This is a genomic window from Variimorphobacter saccharofermentans (genome assembly GCF_014174405.1).
GTDB lineage: Bacteria > Bacillota > Clostridia > Lachnospirales > Lachnospiraceae > Mobilitalea > Mobilitalea saccharofermentans.
In genome coordinates, this window is sequence record NZ_JACEGA010000001.1 from 214,173 (window position 1) to 230,939 (window position 16,767).

The window sequence follows — 16,767 nt, forward strand, 5'->3', positions numbered from 1 at the left end:
GAAGTCAAAGGGGAGAACACTATGGAACAGTTACAAGTAAAATGCAAAGGCTTCGAAGAAGGAGATTGGATACCGATACGGTATACCGGACGAGGTGAAGATTTATCTCCGGAGCTAGAACTAATTGGTATTGCTCCGGGTGCAAAGTCAATTGCAATTACCTTAGATGATGCATCTCACCCCATTTTTCCGAATTTTAACCATTGGGTAATATGGAATTTGCCCGTACAATCGGTTATTCCGGAGGGAATAGCTCACGGTAAATATGTAGGTAGCCTTGGCGCAACACAGGGTAAAGCTTATGGAAGACATAAGTATAGAGGTCCAAAGCCACCACTGAAAGCAATTCATAATTATGTATTTACTGTATATATCCTGGATTGTAAGATAGATTTAGATGCTGGTAGTAGAAAACGAGATTTGTTGAATAAGATGGAAGGACATATCCTGCAGCAGGCAACCTTAACTGGTAAATTCCAGAGCAGAAGAGAGTAAATAATGATCTGAATTTATATTAATAACATAATTAAAGCGTTGATTTTACCATAAAAGTCAATGCTTTTTTATGTTGTGAAAGTATACTAAAAAATAATTGGAAAAGAATAGTTGACAATCATGATAGACAAGTGTATATTATCATTATAGACAAATGTAGATTATATAATTTTAGAAAATGAAAATGAAAATGGAGATGGAGTATGAAGAAAGAAGAAATTAACAATAAACAGACAAGGCCAATACAAGGCAACCATTTATCGGATGATGTTACCGGTACTTCACGGAATATACAAACCAAGCTGCCGGAGACAGAATACGAAGTTATGTCAGCAATTTGGAGAAATACACCACCAGTTACAACGACAATGCTTATGAATCAAATAGGCAACGATAAAGGCTGGAAGCTGCAGACCTTAGTAACCTTACTAAACCGATTGATTGATCGCGGGTTTTTACGAAGTGAAAAGGCGGGAAAGGAGCGTACCTATTATCCTTGTATTCCTCAGGAGGAATATATTCGATTTGAGACAGCGCTATTTGTAGAACGATACCATGAGAATTCCTTGATCCAGCTGGTGAATGCTTTTTCGGGATCAAATAAGTTAAGCGCGGAGGAAATTAAGGAGCTGAGCGAATGGTTGAAAGAACAGGAGGGCAAATAGTATGGGAGAAGTTCTATTTTACACCTACTTATCCAATACATTGAATATAACAATATTTGTTTTGCTGTTTCTTCTTTTGGAGCCGCTTTTAAAGAAATACTATTCGGTCGTTTGCTTATACCGTTTTTGGTTCGTTCTGCTTATTGGGTTACTGATTCCTTTGCGTTTTACGTTTGCTGATTCTTTGTTTCTGATAAAGATACCGCAGATATCAGTAGTTGAGGAACACTCTAACGAAGCAGAAGAGACAAGTTGGAAGGAATCCAATGTCACAGCGAGTAATTTGACACAACCGGTTAGCCAGACATCGCAGGAAGGTACTACCTTAAGCATGAATCACAGTAACCTGGAACATGCTTTTAAAGCATACCTAAATCATCAATTAATACCATCGATACTGCGCCATATAAATATTGGAAACTGGATTCATATTATTTGGATGCTTGGTGTAATTTCATTATTACTGTATAAAGGAGTTCAATATCATAGATATCGGATGCAGCTAAAAAGATTTCTGGTACCATTGATAAAGGCTGACGTAATAGAGGAGCTGAACCTGTGTGTTACAGAATTGGAGCGTCAGTACCGTATAGGCAGCTTCGGAAGAAGATCTAGATTACATAGGACACAGATATATTTATGCTCTGCCATATCCAGTCCTATGACCATAGGTGTATGGAATCCGAAGATTTTATTACCAGATGAAACATATATAAAAAAGGACTTGCATTTTCTGTTGTTACATGAATTGGTTCACGTTTGGCGCCGGGATTCCCAGATTAAACTGATTCAGCTCCTTGTGATATCGCTTAACTGGTATAATCCCTTGTGCTATGTGCTTTCCAGACGTTTAGACCAATGGTGTGAAGTTTCCTGTGATTCTATCGTTCTACAGAAAGCAACGAAGTCGGATCGTATGGAATATAGCAGATTATTGCTGCAATGTGCTGCCATGCAACCTAAATTAAATGTAAACCTGTTAATGAGTTTTTATGGAGGGAAAAAGAATATGAAGCAAAGAATCCAATCAATCCTAAATCACAATAATAAACGAACGGGTAGATTATTGCTGATACTGTTCATTGGAATAGTTTCTACAACTGCCATTGTATCCATTATCAATCATAAGGATGTATCCACTTCTGAACTCCGTGATACGGAATTATTAGAGAATATGGCTTCCCCAGAAACGGATGGCATCGCTGATATGGGTGGTAGGGGCAATACGGTATCTGTTCCAAATAACAGCCAGGAAGAGCTTTTGAGTGATGAAATCAGCCTCATAAATAACAATCCAATAGATCAGAATGAGAGTAGTGTGAGTGATGAGGCTGAGAATGCAGATGATCTTCGGAATACCGTGGTAAAGTACGCCATAGAAGCAGAGGGTACACCCTTTATATGGGGAGGTAATAATCTGAAAGACGGTGTGGACAGTAGCGGATTTGTTCAGGCAGTCTATAAGAAATTTGATATTAATCTTTCCAGGGTATCAAGAGATCAGATAAAAGAGTGCAGAGAAGTTTCTTTGAAGGAACTGCTGCCGGGAGATTTAATCTTCTATACAACCACCAGTGATAATACGGTGAATCACGTCAGCATATATATTGGTGATGATCAGGTTATCCATGCTAAGAATGCTAAATCAGGTGTGGTAATAGATAAGATGGACTATCGGCCTATCTATTCTGCTGGTAGAGTAATTACAGACTAATTTCTTGATTTAAGTACCGTAATGGACTATGGAACGAATCATCAATTTAATACTATACAGTTAGATCAGTCTATATAAAAGACTTCCTGGACGGATTCACACTCGAACGCACTGTACCTTGAAGCTAGGCAGATTAAAGTATTTTGCTATTAGTTAGTTTGACTGAATTTGGGGAATCAGATATAATGTGGGTGAAAATATATTATATCAATCAATGTGAGTATGGGTATAGAAAGCTTATAAATAGCTGGCGTAAAGCAACGCGGAAATGAGGAATTTTTATGAAATATGATTGTCTGATTGTGGATGATGAAATTGAACTGGCAGAGGCTACCTGCGAGTATTTCCAGGTATTCGGAATTACTGCGGCATGTGTCAAAACCTCAGCAGAGTGTCTGGATTTTCTAAAGGAGAATCAGGTGAAGGTAATACTTCTGGACATTAATCTGGAAAATGAAAGTGGCTTCACGCTATGCAAGCAGTTAAGAGAGCAGATGGAAATCCCCATATTATTTATCAGCGCCAGACAGAGTGACGATGATATCCTGATTGCTTTGAATATCGGAGGAGACGATTACATTAAGAAACCCTACTCCTTGAGTGTGCTGCTGGCGAAGGTGAAAGTAATACTGAAAAGATTCGATGGATTTGAAGGGAAAAAGTCAGCTACAGAGGCGATTGTTGTTGATGATGATGCAAGAAAAATATATGTGGAGGGACAGGAAGTCGCTCTGAAAAACAAAGAGTATAATTTATTTTCCTATTTATATCACAATAGGAATAAGGTAATAAGCAAAGAAGAACTATTTGAAAAAATCTGGGGTGATGAATTCTTTAGTGATGGCACCTTGAATGTACATATACGTAAGATCAGAGAAAAAATTGAGAGGAATCCCAATGAACCCAAATATATTAAGACGGTATGGGGCATCGGGTATATGATGGAATTATGAAATTGAAAGTGCTTATGCTGGTACTGAGTATCTGCTTACTTATCACATTTGTGGGTGTGGAAAGATATATTGGATCCCAGAAATATAATTCATGTGATTTGACAATGATAAATGATCTCTATAAGAATATAGAATATGAGATGGAGAACTCTGCCGTCGAAGAGATTGAAAGTAAATATGGCTGCAGGATACTAATGCGCGAGGATCCGAATTATAGTAATACACTTTACCGGGCTATTCGTAATTCTGATATTATACTAGATTATATGGATGGAGATGCGCTTCTTGGCAAGATTATCTTCCCCTCCAATTCAAACACCTTCCTGCAGCTGAAAAGAAATCTGGCAATTGTAATTGCCATTGTCTTTGCTGTTACTTTCATCGTTTTATATACCGTATTGCTGTTGATCTACATAAGAATTATCCGGCCATTTCAGCGCTTAGAACATTTTGCAGGCCGTATCAGTGCTGGAAATTTGGATATACCACTTACTATGGATAAGTCAAATTACTTTGGAGCATTTACAGAAAGCTTTGATCTGATGAGAGAAGAGCTTAAGAGGGCAAAACAGGGAGAATATGAGGCTAATATAAGTAAGAAGGAGCTGGTTGCTGAGCTATCCCATGATATTAAGACCCCTGTCTCCACCATTAAGGCCCTATGTGAACTACTGGAGGTAACCTCTACCGACGAGGATATGATTAAGAAGCTGGGTACGATTCATCAGAAAGCAGATGTGATTGACAAACTGATCAGCAATATGTTCCATGCCACACTGGAGGAACTGGAGGTTCTTAAGATTGAACCTCAGGAAGAATATAGTACCATCATTTTATCCATGTTCGAGGATCTGAATCATTATAACAAGATACATATTAAGAATAGCTTACCCGGATGTCTGATCTATTGTGATAAGCTTAGGCTCAATCAGGTAATTGATAATATTGTTAACAACTCCTATAAATACGCTAATACCGATATTGATGTATCCTTTTATGAGGACGGATCCTTTGTTAATATTGAAGTAAGAGACTATGGTGACGGCGTCAAAAAGGAGGACTTGCTACTGGTCTGTGAGAAATTCTTTCGAGGCAGTAATGCATCCTCCCATGACGGTTCCGGATTGGGATTGTACCTGGCCAAGCTATTTATGGAGGGGATGGAAGGCAAACTGGAATGTAAGACTGAGAATGGCTTTGTTGTAAGGCTGGGTATTAAAAAGATATAGGGAAGGAAAAAGGATAATTAAGAATTTGATAAGAATTATATAAAGTTTGGGAAAAGACTTATGAAGAAAGACTAATTATAATAAGGCTAAAGGTTTGAAGCGTAGGACCTATAGTCTTATTTTTTTAAAAAGATGGAGGTAATGATGAAACAAATATTAGAAGCAACCAATCTATGTAAATCTTATTCCAATGGAAGTGTAATGCAGCATGTATTACGTAATCTGAATATTCAAATATACGAGGGTGATTTTACAGTCATCATGGGTAGTTCGGGCTCAGGGAAATCAACTTTGCTATACGCTCTGTCCGGAATGGATAAACCAACCCTTGGTAATATTCAATACAGGAATGAGGATATCAGCAATTACAATAATGATAAGCTGGCAGTTTTTCGTCGTAAGCATTGTGGGTTTATCTTTCAGCAGATGTACCTGAATGATACCATGAGCGTCATGGATAATATTTTAGTGAGCGGGCTGCTGGTAACAAAGGATCGAAAGGAATTAAAAAAGAAAGCGGAAGAATTACTTCAGGCAGTCGGACTAAATGAGGAATGCTATCATAAATTTCCTAGCCAGCTGTCCGGAGGGGAGGCACAAAGAGTGGCAATCGTAAGGGCGCTGATTAATTCACCTGAGATTGTATTTGCCGATGAACCAACAGGAGCTCTTAATTCCCAGAATGCCACCAATGTATTGGATGTTATGACGGATATGAATGCGAAGGGACAGAGCATTGTCATGGTTACCCATGACATGAAGACTGCAAGAAGAGCCAATCGAATTCTGTACTTAAAGGATGGTATTATTATTGATGAATTAAATTTAGGAATGTACATTAAGGGCGATCAGGAACGACATGATACCTTAAGAACATTTCTGGAAAAAATGGGATGGTAACGAATATGAATTTATTATTGATTGCAAAAAGTAATATGAAAAAAAATAAGAATATGACCATAACCTTGGTGTTACTGATTATATTCGCATCCATTCTCCTCTATATAGGTACAAGTGTAATATGGGGAATGGATACCTTTCTGGATGAAAAGAATAAGGAGCTGAACGGATCTGATTTTTCAGTAATGGCACCTATGATGTACCATGATGACTTGTCTGAGATTGTGAATCATATGGATGGAATTGAGCAAAAGGAAGTGGTAAAGATAGTATCTATCGGCTCCACCTCCTTTCAGAATATAAGCAACGAAGATGAGAGCCAACATATGGGATGTCTTTTTCTGAATGCAGATCAGCAGGAGACCATATCCAGGCTGGAGATTGTCGACAAGGGAGATGCAAAGCTTGATAACTCCATTATTCTTCCCTATTATCTGAAGGTTGCCAAGAACTATAAAACAGGGGATGAGATGACGATCACCTATGGAGGAATTACTCACAAATTTATCGTCTATGGATTCTATGAAGATATTATGTTTGCGATTCCCAGTAATTTCTCGTACTATAAATGCTATGTATTTGATCAAAAATTTAATGAGCTATATAGTGATGAAACTACGCAGTCTTTTCTTTTAAAAACGATTTTACAACCAAATATGGCTACTAGTCAGTTTAATGATGATTTTGCAAAGGAGATGAATGAGAAGCTTAAGTCTGCAACAAGTCTGGTTAATTCTCTTGATTTCGATTCCATGAAGGTGGGAGTAGGCGCATTTTTCGTTATTATGATGATACTTCTCATTACTTTTTCTATCATTGTGATAATGATTGCTCTTACCGTAATACGATTTGCCATAGTCACGTATATTGAAGGAAATATAAAGAATATTGGTTCCATGGAAGCGCTGGGGTATACCGGAAGAGAGCTGGCAAGGGGTACCGTTATACAATTTATTCTAATTACACTGGTAAGTACAGCAATCGGGGTACTGCTTTCCATCTCCTATACCAGGGTTGTTACCAATCTGGTGTCCTCCTCCATCGGATTGCAATGGAAAAGTGAAGTGAATCCCATTGTTATATTAGTAAGCTTTGCAATTATATTATTTATGGTATGGTTCATTACCTCCCTTACTGCAAGAAGAATTAAGAAAATAACTCCGATTATGGCGCTGAGGGACGGCATTGAAACACACAATTTCAGAAGGAATTATTTCCCTCTTCATAAAGGAAAGACATCTTTAAATGCTACAATCGGTTTTAAGTCCTTAATGCAAAATATGAAGCAAAATATAACCATGTTTACGATTGTATTCCTGATGTCCTTTGTCTGTGTATTCGCTTTTACAACAAATTATAATTTTGTTGTGAGCAACACTGCCATGTTGCGTATGATCGGAATTGAAAAGTCCCATTTGATGGTAGGCTATATGGGTGAGAACTCTTATGAGGTCTTTAATGAGATCGGAAAGATGGATAACGTTAAAAAGACCATTCGAATGAACAGAAATAGCCTGACACTCTATAACGGTGAGAAACAGATAACTCCGGCAGTTAATATATGCGAAAATTATGATCTTTTGGAGATTGTCACTATTGTGGAAGGAAGATATCCGATTCATGATAATGAAATCGCAGTAACGGGTCTGGTTCAGAAGGGGCTGGGGATAGAAATTGGTGATGCGGTCAGTATAGAAGGCAGCGAGGGGGTGGAGGATTTTATCCTGGTCGGCATCACACAGCAGATTAACAACCTGGGCAAGGGAGCCTGCATCACGGAGAAGGGAATGCAAAGACTGGATGCAGATTACATACCTACTAGTCTCTATGTCTATCTGGAAGACTCGGAGGGTATTCCATCTGTAATGAAGACAATTGAGGATCGTTATCAAGGCGAGATGATAACGGTACTGAATATGGAGGAAGAATTCGATTCGATCATGGAATCCTTTAATCAAGCCATATCATCGCTTTCTGTTGGAGGCATTGTAATTACCCTGATGATTATATCGCTGGTACTATTCTTACTAATCCGGATAAAGCTACTTAAGGAAAGAATGCGTCTAGGTGTGATGAAAGCGGTGGGATTTACCACAAAGCAGTTAATACTACAGATAATATGCAGCTTTTCACCTGTATGTATATTGGGAGCATTGCTGGGAACAGTAGCCGCTCTGTTTTTAATAAATCCGATACTTGCAGCCTTATTATCCATGGTGGGAAGTATCCAGAACAGTCATTTTGAAATTAGTATTCAGTTGGCAGCAGCAACCTTTGTATCGATTTCTCTCTTTTCCGTATTCATAACTACACTGGTTGCACGGGCAGCTAGGAATATAACTCCCTGTGAGCTGTTCCGGTAAGAATCTGTTGATGATAGGGTATGGCTGCATCGTTTCAGCAGTTTCGGTACATGCCATTCAGACAGTACATTAACAGTACACGGCTATCGTCGAATGTCAGTATATTCAACGATAGCCGCTTCGTATGATATCAGGAACGTGCTGATATCTGTTTCAATTTCTTCTCTAAGAACCTGGGATTCCATCTATTTAGAAGATAGAAAAGCTTTGCGAGTCCGGGATACACTTCATATTGGTCTTTTGCTAATCCGGCACATATGATTTCAACGAGCTCATCCGGTTTCATTTTGCGAACCCGTCCGTTGTTACTATTGGCAGTCATTTCGGTATCCACAATGGGTGGAGCAATATCAAATCTTGAGTTTCCGCAAATTGCACTTTGAAAATGAATAAATCTAATGACAGTGCCAATTTGCTGATTTTTTTAAGTGTAAGAGTGGCAGTATCTAGATCAGAAGAAGCTTAATAAGCCCCGTTTAAAACCGGACTTCGGGATAAGTATTCTTTTATCTATTTAAGCGATTAGCTTAAAGCAAAGTTGACGGTATGCAGGACGTTTTGTCCTGAACCATAGCCTGACGCCTTCTTTTGCATACGAGAGTATGCCGGAGATACCTTTTGCTAACCGATAATAGCAGAACTGAACTTTCTCCTTAACAGGAGCTGCTGTCTGTATGATTGAAACCTTTAGGGCATTTGTTTCTGCTTTCATTGAAACCAGAGCAAGAAATGCCATACACAAGGTGATATAAAAATTGAGAGCATTAATTGCTTTCAGCTTCCGGACACGGAAGTTTTCAAACTGGAAAACCTGTTTCTTGCAGCGGAAATATTCCTCAATGCGCCAGCGGGAGAAATAAAGCCTTGCAATTCGTATTACATCTTCTCGGGACTTTATCTCCTTGTTTGTTGCGAGCATCATCGGATGCTCTGTGATGCCATAGACAAGAACCAGATAAATATCCTTTCTGGATGCAGTGATTTGAACCTTCACATGGGATAGATAAGCTTCCCTTTTTTTGCCCTTATAGAACACAGGTGTTGTGATTTTGCCTTTTCGACGATTTCGCAGTTCAGTAGCGGCCACCCATTTGTTATGAAAAAGTAGCTTTCTTTTAGCTGTAAGTCGGATCACATAGTCCTGCTTTAATTCATCAAGCTTAAGAAACATCTTATTATCATCATAGCCCCTGTCCATTACAAAAGTAGCTTTGCCAAACATTGCTTTTCCGCGCTCCATGGCATCAAAGGTTACGTTATTGACAGAGGTGAAGGTCTTTTCTTTTGAAGAATGGATTTTAGAATAAATGCTGACAGGATGATTGCTTTTAGTCATAACACAAGCCTCTGTTACATGGTAGCCCTTCTCATAGACATTTTTGGTATCGGTGCTTTTGGAACCATCCCGAACAAGTCCCAGTGCTTCGAACTTGTAGCCGTCAGGCTTGATGATATCACTATCATCGATATGGATAACTGGTTGATCCGGCACCCATTTACGTATTGTATGCAGATACGAAGACAAGGCAGAATTATGGATTCCCTTATTGAGATGTCGGGTAAGTCTTTCCACGCTGTTGACCTTTTTGGAATCTTCGTGAAGCTGATCCACAACATCAGTCAGAAGGCAACTGCCAGAAGCTAACATGCCATAAGTCATGTCTGCAGTAAACTTTCGATCCGGTTTGGAAAGCTTTCGGGATATTTTGTTTGAAAAAGATAAAATTTCACGTTTCAAAGTGTAAGTATTTGTAGTAGAATTAAGCATAAGGAGTCCCTTTCTTTATTGTTTAGTGTAGATTTTGCTTAGACACCATTATTCTACTACAAAAAGGATGAGGATTCCTTATATTTTGGGCATTTTCTAAAAGTTGTTTATTACAATACTGATGAAACAGGGATACTGTGGATAAAACTACGGAAACTCAAGATATCAAATACCTTGACAGAGGTCCCTTCCAGCTGTACCCGAAGTGCTTTGGAAAACGAACGAAGAGCTGCTTTGCTGGCAGAGTATATAGGAGCACTCTGTTTTGGAGATATACCGAAGTAGGAAGATATGTTGATAATAGCTGCTTCTTTTTTCAATAGGAGTGAAGGAATAAAATATTTGCTTAGTAGAACAGGAGCTATAAAATCTGTCGAGATTTCCTGCTTTATGGATTGAGTGTCAAGTGAGGAGTTTTTGAAGTCACATTCCATATGAATTCCAGCATTATTAATTAGAATATTGACGTCAGGGTATTTATGTACGAGTACTTTGATATCCTCTTCAACCGTTATATCCGCTTTTTCTATATGGATACGCGGATATTGCTTTTTTACAGAGAGCAATTTATCCATTGATCGCCCAATGATAATCACCTTATTCTCCTTCTCTAAAAAATGTCTGGCTAATGCCAGCCCGATCCCGGAGCTTCCTCCGGTAATTAATACTACATTTTGATTGATTTTCATATAGTTACCTCCCGATTGTTTTCTTTTGATGCTACAACGGGGAAGAATGAAAATCATTAACATAGGTTTATTTTTTCAACTTTTTTCGAATACGACTGAGAGATACCGGAGAGATGCCTAGATAAGAGGCTATGTGATATTGCTTTATTCTGTCACTTAGGCCGGGATAACTCTCCAGAAAGCTTTGATATCTGGTTTTTGCATCTTCTAGAAGGAACTCTCTTTCTCTCGTTTCCTTCATAACATATACTTTTTCAATGGTTTTTCTTGCAATCACTTGCCAACAGGGATGCCCTTCCAGTAGTTGTAACCAGTCGGTGTAATTAATACAGTAAATGTGGGAATCCTCTAGGGCTTGAATGGAGAAACCAGAGGGTTGGTTAAGCAGCATACTACTGTAAGAAATAACAAAATGATTTTCTGCAGCAAAGCCTTTCGTATATTCAACCCCTTTCTTATCAATATAGTAATAGCGAAATAAACCGGATTGAATCAAGCCGATTTTCCGGGCGTATTCCCCGTTTCTTACAAAATACTCCCCTTTTTTAATGGCAACGGGATAAAATAGCTTCATTGCCTTGTCCACTTCCTCAGGGGGAGCCTCACTGTATTTTGAGAAGAAATCATGGATAAAATATGGATTATTACTCATGTTAACTCCTTTGACTTCGACTATCATAGTCTTCTTAAACAAAAGTATCGTAGTTTTTGTAATTGTTCCTAAATATATCTTAATTTTACCAAATTGTATCTTCTATGACAAGAAAATTATTAATATGTCAGAATTTATTTTGTGTATTTAAAAGAAGCATGTTATAATTGCATTAGTCGAAAAAAAGGAGGATATGTCAATACATGAAGAAACTAACAGCAATTTTTTTTAGCGTACTACTATTTACATCATTACTGGGATCAGCCTCTGTAGAAGCGGCGACCAAGCTTGCAACACCAAAAAACTTCGCAGGAAGTGCAGAAATTACAAAGCAGTATGAAACAATCTTAACAATAACCTGGAGTAAAGTAGATGGAGCAGATGGATATGAGGTTTATTATAGAAGTGAGGTGCCCGGAGGCGACGACGAATGGGAGCCTTGGTTTTTGAATGAGAAAACCAAAAAAACAACTGCGCAGGGTATGATTATTGATGGAGAATTCCAGATGAGAGTGAGAGCTTATAAGGGCTCCACTTACAGCGATTATACCGAGACGATTACGGTTCGGGGAGGAGAAGGTATCATATCCGGTCCCAAGGCAAGTGCTACTCCCAAGCTTAATAAAACGAAGGCCAGTATTGATGTTGGTAAAACTGTGCAATTAAAGGTTAACAATACGAAGGATAAGGTTACTTGGAAATCCTCCAATAAAAAAGTGGCTACCGTTTCCTCAAAAGGATTGGTAAAAGGAGTAAAGCAGGGAGAAGCAACCATTACCGCAACGGTAGGCAAGAAGAAGCTTACCTGTAAAATTACAGTGAAGAAGAGCTCAAAAGGTACTTCAAGCAACATCTTAGATTCCTATCGGGAAATTCTGAACAAGAATATTTCTAGTACGAGATCATTTGCATTACTGGATATTAATAAAGACGGACAAAAGGAATTGTTCTTAAACGTAAGTGAGAGTGCTTCATCCATTGATTGTGATACTATAGTATATTCTTATTATAATGGTAAAATATATGATTCTACAGTATGCGGTCAAATATATCCCTCATATATCAGCAGTAAAAAGGGAATTGCAGTTGCTGGAATGTTTAGCTCCAATGAATGGGTTGATATCTATGTATTGGAGAAGGGTGTCTTAAAGAGCATTTATATTAGCGGCTCCCATCTTAAATATGATGATAAAACAGGAGAATTTAACACAGAAGTATATGTGAACAATAAAACGGTTTCCCCTAAGGAAAGAGCGAAATCAGATGAAGCAGCAGGAATTTATGGTAGTAAAGATATTAAGTTCTATGAGGTAACTAAAGAAAACATCGATAAGTATCTCAAATAAGATCTTTTCATAAGACGGTGAGGCCATGAGGCAGCACCGTCTTCTTAGCATAGGAAGTATATATTCCTTTCTTATGTATCGATTTTGCATTAACTATTTTCTATTCTGCTCTTTTGTGATAAAATGGATTGCAGTCTGATAAAGAATGGAAAGGAGCAGTATATACCGAGTATCCGGTATAGTCTAAAACAATGAAAGCAAATCTAAAAAACAATCTGTTACTTATAATAAAAGGATTTATAATAGGTTCTTCCATGAGTGTTCCAGGGGTAAGCGGTGGGACCATGGCAATCATATTAGGGATATATGACAAATTGATTAGTTCAATCAGTAATTTTCTTAAAGATATCAAGGGAAATATCCTTTTTCTGTTTAAGGTATGTCTTGGAGCCGGCGTAGGGATAGGAACCTTATCCTTTCTCATTAAGTGGTTATTAGAAAAATTCCCATTACCGATCTCCTTCTTCTTTCTAGGAGCGGTAATCGGTGGAATACCTGCATTGTATAAAAAAACAAAAGCAACTTCTTTGAAGATTTCATCAGGAGTTTATTTTCTTCTGGGATTGTTAATTGTCATTTCCATTGGATTTATTCCGGTTGGTAATATTGATGTAACTACTGGTTCTGGAATAGGTTATTATATTATGTTACTGGTTACAGGTATTATTATCGCGCTCGCGCTTGTATTACCGGGAATCAGCACATCTCACATGCTACTTGTACTAGGAATGTATGATGCAATGATAACTGCCATTACGGAATTTAATATCGTATACATAGGGATATTGGGAATAGCCACATTAATCGGTGTATTTCTGATTACCAAGCCCTTAGAATGGACCATGAATAAATTCCCCCACCAGACCTATTGCATGATTATTGGCTTTGTATTAGGTTCAACCTCCGAGATATTTAGGGAGAAGATATTGCCCTCCATTCCTGCCAATGCAGATGTGAAATGGTGGATTTTATCTGTAATCATGTCCGTTGCAGCATTTATCCTGGGATGCTATGCAATAGGCTCCTTATCGAAATACTCAAATGACTAGGGAATATACTTGACCGCGACTTCTTTTACTTGAGTATCTATATTATATTTCTACTTTACAACCTCTGATCTGGAGGCCTTTAGTAAGAAACTCAAATCGCATAATGTAACCTTTATTCATGATATTCGTTTACATGACTGGGGTGAGAAGGTAATTCGGGTCTTTGATCCGGATGGGCACCTTTTGGAAATCGGAGATGCCCATAATAATGAATGATATCGGAATGCATACCGGGATAATATGCATTGTGTAAAGATTTCTATAAAATTTAAATAATATGTCACAACATGAATTCCTCCTTGTCTAATACTATAAAAGGAGGGATTTTTAGTGTGATGTAAGAATGTTGGAGGATAAATAAATGAAAGACGAAAAGATGACCATAGACATGGCATGTAAGGGGGACCAAATGGCCTCTATTGCTAATGAAAATAAAGTAGGGACAATTATTTACCATAATGCACTTTCGTCTGTGTGTGAGGTAAATGATTGTCCCTACTTATTTTCATTTGTAGCAGACTTTATTATTTCATAAATTAAAAACACATTAAACTTTGATTTAAATTCTGCTTCTTTGTTGAAAAAACAAATAGGCAAAGCTATACTAATATATGGAAGTCTGAAGGGAGGTTAAAGAATGGTAACGGTATATTTGTGCTTTCTGGTAGGAGGAGCAATTATTCCAATTGTGAGCTTTCTCCTAGGATTCCTGGGTGATGGAATGGATACGGACACGGATATGGATATGGATATGGATGTAGATGTAGATGTAGACCTTAATACAGAATTGGATATAGGGACGGATACGGAAGGGATGTTTTCCACAGATTCCGATCTGGATGTTGGAACAGATATTGATACAGGAAGTGCTCTAACAATTGGCTTTTTCCCCACCTCCATTATGGCATTATCTGCAATGTCCATTGTGTTCGGAGCTGTTGGAGCAATAATGACCTTATCAGGAAAAGGGAAACTTCTTAGCCTGTTAGTAGCTATAATTAGTGGATATATCGCCTCTGTTATTATTCAGACCATTATAAAAACCTTGAAAAAGGTTCAGACAAGAAACTATGGAGTTAATGAAAATGAGTTGCTTCTTTACGATGGGAAGGTTGTAGATACTATTCTTCCAGGACAGTTGGGAACAGTAAGCTTTACTACCTTACAGAATACTTTGATAAGCTATCCGGCTAGATGTGTTGACAAGGACTTACGGCTGGAGGCAGGTAGAATTGTAAAAGCAATCGAATTAAAGGATGGAGTGTTCATTGTGGAACCTAAGAATAGATATGAATGAGCATTGTTGCATCAAAAGGGAATAAAAAAATAATATAAATGGAGGTATGAGTATTATGTTAACATCACTTGACATCACCCCAATTATTATCACTGGGGTTGCTGTAATCGCGGGACTGGCTCTCTTAACGGTTATTTTCCGTATGTGGAGAAAAGTGCCGCAGGACAAGGCAATGGTAGTAACCGGTATGAAGAAAAGGGTTATCACCGGTGGCGGTGGATTGGTAATTCCCATATTGGAGAGAACCGATACCATATCGCTTGGTAATATTCAGCTTAATATTAATACGTCACAGACCATGTCATCACAGGGTGTTCCCATTGATGTGGTTGGTACCGCGGTAATTAAGGTCCGCAATACCCATGAAAGTATTTATGCTGCAATTGAGCAATTTACCGGTGCAAACGAAATGCAGATTCAGAAATCCATTTCAGATCAGGTTACCTTGATTTTGGAAGGTAAGCTTCGTGAAATCGTTGCATCCATGACGGTTGAGCAGATTTACAATGACCGTGAGGCGTTCTCTGCTAAGGTTCAAGAGGTGGTAGGAACGAAGATTGGTGAGATGGGCCTCGAGCTGAAGGACTTCTCAATTAAGGATGTTAATGATACCAATGGATATATTCGTGCTCTTGGTGCTAAGCAAATTGCTGAGAAGAAGAAGGATGCGGAAATTGCGCAGGCGATGGCACAAAAAGAAGAGTCCATTAAGAAGTCAGAGGCTGCAAAAGAGGGTGAAAGAGCCCGTTTACAGGCAGAAACAGAAGTAAGCGCTGCTAAGAAAGCGAAGGAGGTTCAAGAAGCCGAATACCGGATTGAGCAGGAATCAGCCAAGGCAAAAGCGGATGCAGCTTACGATATTCAAAAAAGCATTACCTTACAGGATGTAATTGCTGCTCAGATGGAAGCAGATATATTAAGACAGCAAAAGCAAAAAGAATTGCAAGAAGCACAGTTACAGGTTGAAATCGCCAGAGAGCAGAAGCAGATAGAGTTAGAGCAGCGTCGTGCTGAGAAGACAAGGGAAGAGTTAAAAACAAAGGTTGTTGAGCCTGCGAATGCAGAATTGGAGCAAAAAAAGGCAGCAGCTGAGGCAGAAAAATATACCAGAATTGCAGAGGCACAGGCAAGAGCAGAAGCAAAAAAAGCAGAAGCTGCAGCGGAGGCAGAAGCCATCAAGTTGAAGGCGAAAGCAGAAGCAGACGCCGAAGCAATCAGTGGTGAAGCGAAAGCGAAGGCAATCAGTGTTGTCGGTGTTGCAGAGGCAGAAGCGATCAAGGCAAAGGGCCTTGCAGAAGCAGAAGCGATGGAGAAGAAGGCAGAAGCATACAAGAAATATACCGGTGCAGCAATGGCTGATAAATTAATTGAAAAGCTTCCTGAGATTGCAAAAGCAATTGCAGAGCCTCTTAGTCAGATATCGGATATTAAGATCTATGGAGGCGGCGTGGAAAGTGTTACGGATAACGTGCCTACCGTATTGGCAAAGGTATTCGAAACGGTGGAAAGCTCCGTTGGTATTGATATGAAGAGTATTGTAATGGCTGACAGTCTTGAAGCCAGAACGACTAAGAATGTGAATGTAACTGGCATGGGCGACAGTATTTCCAAGGAGCTAGAATAAACTACTAAGAGAATTTTGGGATC

Annotated in this window: 17 protein-coding genes; 13 read left to right on the forward strand and 4 right to left on the reverse strand. The window is 38.6% G+C overall.

Annotated features, from left to right (window positions below):
- Positions 1-21 precede the first annotated feature (21 nt).
- The 7 genes from H0486_RS00955 to H0486_RS00985 all read left to right on the forward strand — a co-directional run bounded on the left by H0486_RS00955 (position 22) and on the right by H0486_RS00985 (position 8,319).
- Positions 22-495: a YbhB/YbcL family Raf kinase inhibitor-like protein gene (locus tag H0486_RS00955; protein WP_228351239.1), complete on the forward strand. Its 474-nt coding sequence runs from the start codon at positions 22-24 to the stop codon at positions 493-495.
- A gap of 203 nt (positions 496-698) precedes the next feature.
- Positions 699-1,160 (forward strand): BlaI/MecI/CopY family transcriptional regulator, encoded by a 462-nt coding sequence (locus H0486_RS00960; protein WP_228351240.1) that lies wholly within the window; start codon positions 699-701, stop codon positions 1,158-1,160.
- Position 1,161: 1 nt separating this feature from the next.
- Positions 1,162-2,874, forward strand: coding sequence for a M56 family metallopeptidase (locus H0486_RS00965; RefSeq protein ID WP_228351241.1), 1,713 nt, complete (start codon positions 1,162-1,164; stop codon positions 2,872-2,874).
- A 281-nt stretch (positions 2,875-3,155) separates the two neighbouring features.
- Positions 3,156-3,827 (forward strand): response regulator transcription factor, encoded by a 672-nt coding sequence (locus tag H0486_RS00970; RefSeq protein ID WP_228351242.1) that lies wholly within the window; start codon positions 3,156-3,158, stop codon positions 3,825-3,827.
- A complete protein-coding gene (locus H0486_RS00975) occupies positions 3,824-5,056 on the forward strand; it encodes a HAMP domain-containing sensor histidine kinase (RefSeq protein WP_228351243.1) in 1,233 nt (410 codons plus the stop codon). The genes H0486_RS00970 and H0486_RS00975 overlap by 4 nt, the downstream gene beginning before the upstream one ends.
- 144 nt (positions 5,057-5,200) lie before the next feature.
- The gene (locus H0486_RS00980) at positions 5,201-5,956 is read left to right on the forward strand and encodes an ABC transporter ATP-binding protein (RefSeq protein WP_330594380.1); all 756 of its coding nucleotides are present in this window, start codon (positions 5,201-5,203) and stop codon (positions 5,954-5,956) included.
- A 5-nt stretch (positions 5,957-5,961) separates the two neighbouring features.
- On the forward strand, positions 5,962-8,319 hold the full coding sequence (locus tag H0486_RS00985) for an ABC transporter permease (RefSeq protein WP_228351245.1): 2,358 nt from the start codon (positions 5,962-5,964) through the stop codon (positions 8,317-8,319).
- A 130-nt stretch (positions 8,320-8,449) separates the two neighbouring features.
- Here H0486_RS00985 and H0486_RS00990 read toward each other — a convergent pair whose 3' ends face one another.
- The 4 genes from H0486_RS00990 to H0486_RS01005 all read right to left on the reverse strand — a co-directional run bounded on the left by H0486_RS00990 (position 8,450) and on the right by H0486_RS01005 (position 11,428).
- Positions 8,450-8,641: an SDR family oxidoreductase gene (locus H0486_RS00990; protein ID WP_228351246.1), complete on the reverse strand. Its 192-nt coding sequence runs from the start codon at positions 8,639-8,641 to the stop codon at positions 8,450-8,452.
- A 192-nt stretch (positions 8,642-8,833) separates the two neighbouring features.
- The gene (locus H0486_RS00995) at positions 8,834-10,087 is read right to left on the reverse strand and encodes a transposase (RefSeq protein ID WP_228351247.1); all 1,254 of its coding nucleotides are present in this window, start codon (positions 10,085-10,087) and stop codon (positions 8,834-8,836) included.
- Between the two features lie 110 nt (positions 10,088-10,197).
- Positions 10,198-10,776 (reverse strand): SDR family NAD(P)-dependent oxidoreductase, encoded by a 579-nt coding sequence (locus H0486_RS01000; RefSeq protein WP_228351248.1) that lies wholly within the window; start codon positions 10,774-10,776, stop codon positions 10,198-10,200.
- A 67-nt stretch (positions 10,777-10,843) separates the two neighbouring features.
- Positions 10,844-11,428: a Crp/Fnr family transcriptional regulator gene (locus H0486_RS01005; protein ID WP_228351249.1), complete on the reverse strand. Its 585-nt coding sequence runs from the start codon at positions 11,426-11,428 to the stop codon at positions 10,844-10,846.
- A gap of 203 nt (positions 11,429-11,631) precedes the next feature.
- On the opposite strand from H0486_RS01005, the gene H0486_RS01010 reads away from it, so the two are divergent.
- The 6 genes from H0486_RS01010 to H0486_RS01030 all read left to right on the forward strand — a co-directional run bounded on the left by H0486_RS01010 (position 11,632) and on the right by H0486_RS01030 (position 16,744).
- Positions 11,632-12,774, forward strand: a complete 1,143-nt coding sequence (locus H0486_RS01010; RefSeq protein WP_228351250.1) for an Ig-like domain-containing protein — start codon at positions 11,632-11,634, stop codon at positions 12,772-12,774.
- A 254-nt stretch (positions 12,775-13,028) separates the two neighbouring features.
- A complete protein-coding gene (locus tag H0486_RS01015) occupies positions 13,029-13,823 on the forward strand; it encodes a DUF368 domain-containing protein (RefSeq protein ID WP_228351251.1) in 795 nt (264 codons plus the stop codon).
- A 39-nt stretch (positions 13,824-13,862) separates the two neighbouring features.
- Positions 13,863-14,039 (forward strand): VOC family protein, encoded by a 177-nt coding sequence (locus H0486_RS18720; RefSeq protein ID WP_408647621.1) that lies wholly within the window; start codon positions 13,863-13,865, stop codon positions 14,037-14,039.
- A gap of 145 nt (positions 14,040-14,184) precedes the next feature.
- A complete protein-coding gene (locus tag H0486_RS01020; RefSeq protein WP_228351252.1) occupies positions 14,185-14,358 on the forward strand; it encodes a hypothetical protein in 174 nt (57 codons plus the stop codon).
- A 102-nt stretch (positions 14,359-14,460) separates the two neighbouring features.
- Positions 14,461-15,120, forward strand: coding sequence for a hypothetical protein (locus H0486_RS01025; protein WP_228351253.1), 660 nt, complete (start codon positions 14,461-14,463; stop codon positions 15,118-15,120).
- A gap of 55 nt (positions 15,121-15,175) precedes the next feature.
- Positions 15,176-16,744, forward strand: a complete 1,569-nt coding sequence (locus H0486_RS01030; RefSeq protein WP_228351254.1) for a flotillin family protein — start codon at positions 15,176-15,178, stop codon at positions 16,742-16,744.
- Positions 16,745-16,767 lie beyond the last annotated feature (23 nt).

Bases quoted from the DNA above. Each gene is read 5' to 3' on its own strand.
- H0486_RS00955 (WP_228351239.1), top strand. From the start codon at position 22: ATGGAACAGTTACAAGTAAAATGCAAAGGCTTCGAAGAAGGAGATTGG.
- H0486_RS00960 (WP_228351240.1), top strand. From the start codon at position 699: ATGAAGAAAGAAGAAATTAACAATAAACAGACAAGGCCAATACAAGGC.
- H0486_RS00965 (WP_228351241.1), top strand. From the start codon at position 1,162: ATGGGAGAAGTTCTATTTTACACCTACTTATCCAATACATTGAATATA.
- H0486_RS00970 (WP_228351242.1), top strand. From the start codon at position 3,156: ATGAAATATGATTGTCTGATTGTGGATGATGAAATTGAACTGGCAGAG.
- H0486_RS00975 (WP_228351243.1), top strand. From the start codon at position 3,824: ATGAAATTGAAAGTGCTTATGCTGGTACTGAGTATCTGCTTACTTATC.
- H0486_RS00980 (WP_330594380.1), top strand. From the start codon at position 5,201: ATGAAACAAATATTAGAAGCAACCAATCTATGTAAATCTTATTCCAAT.
- H0486_RS00985 (WP_228351245.1), top strand. From the start codon at position 5,962: ATGAATTTATTATTGATTGCAAAAAGTAATATGAAAAAAAATAAGAAT.
- H0486_RS00990 (WP_228351246.1), bottom strand. From the start codon at position 8,641: ATGACTGCCAATAGTAACAACGGACGGGTTCGCAAAATGAAACCGGAT.
- H0486_RS00995 (WP_228351247.1), bottom strand. From the start codon at position 10,087: ATGCTTAATTCTACTACAAATACTTACACTTTGAAACGTGAAATTTTA.
- H0486_RS01000 (WP_228351248.1), bottom strand. From the start codon at position 10,776: ATGAAAATCAATCAAAATGTAGTATTAATTACCGGAGGAAGCTCCGGG.
- H0486_RS01005 (WP_228351249.1), bottom strand. From the start codon at position 11,428: ATGAGTAATAATCCATATTTTATCCATGATTTCTTCTCAAAATACAGT.
- H0486_RS01010 (WP_228351250.1), top strand. From the start codon at position 11,632: ATGAAGAAACTAACAGCAATTTTTTTTAGCGTACTACTATTTACATCA.
- H0486_RS01015 (WP_228351251.1), top strand. From the start codon at position 13,029: ATGAGTGTTCCAGGGGTAAGCGGTGGGACCATGGCAATCATATTAGGG.
- H0486_RS01020 (WP_228351252.1), top strand. From the start codon at position 14,185: ATGAAAGACGAAAAGATGACCATAGACATGGCATGTAAGGGGGACCAA.
- H0486_RS01025 (WP_228351253.1), top strand. From the start codon at position 14,461: ATGGTAACGGTATATTTGTGCTTTCTGGTAGGAGGAGCAATTATTCCA.
- H0486_RS01030 (WP_228351254.1), top strand. From the start codon at position 15,176: ATGTTAACATCACTTGACATCACCCCAATTATTATCACTGGGGTTGCT.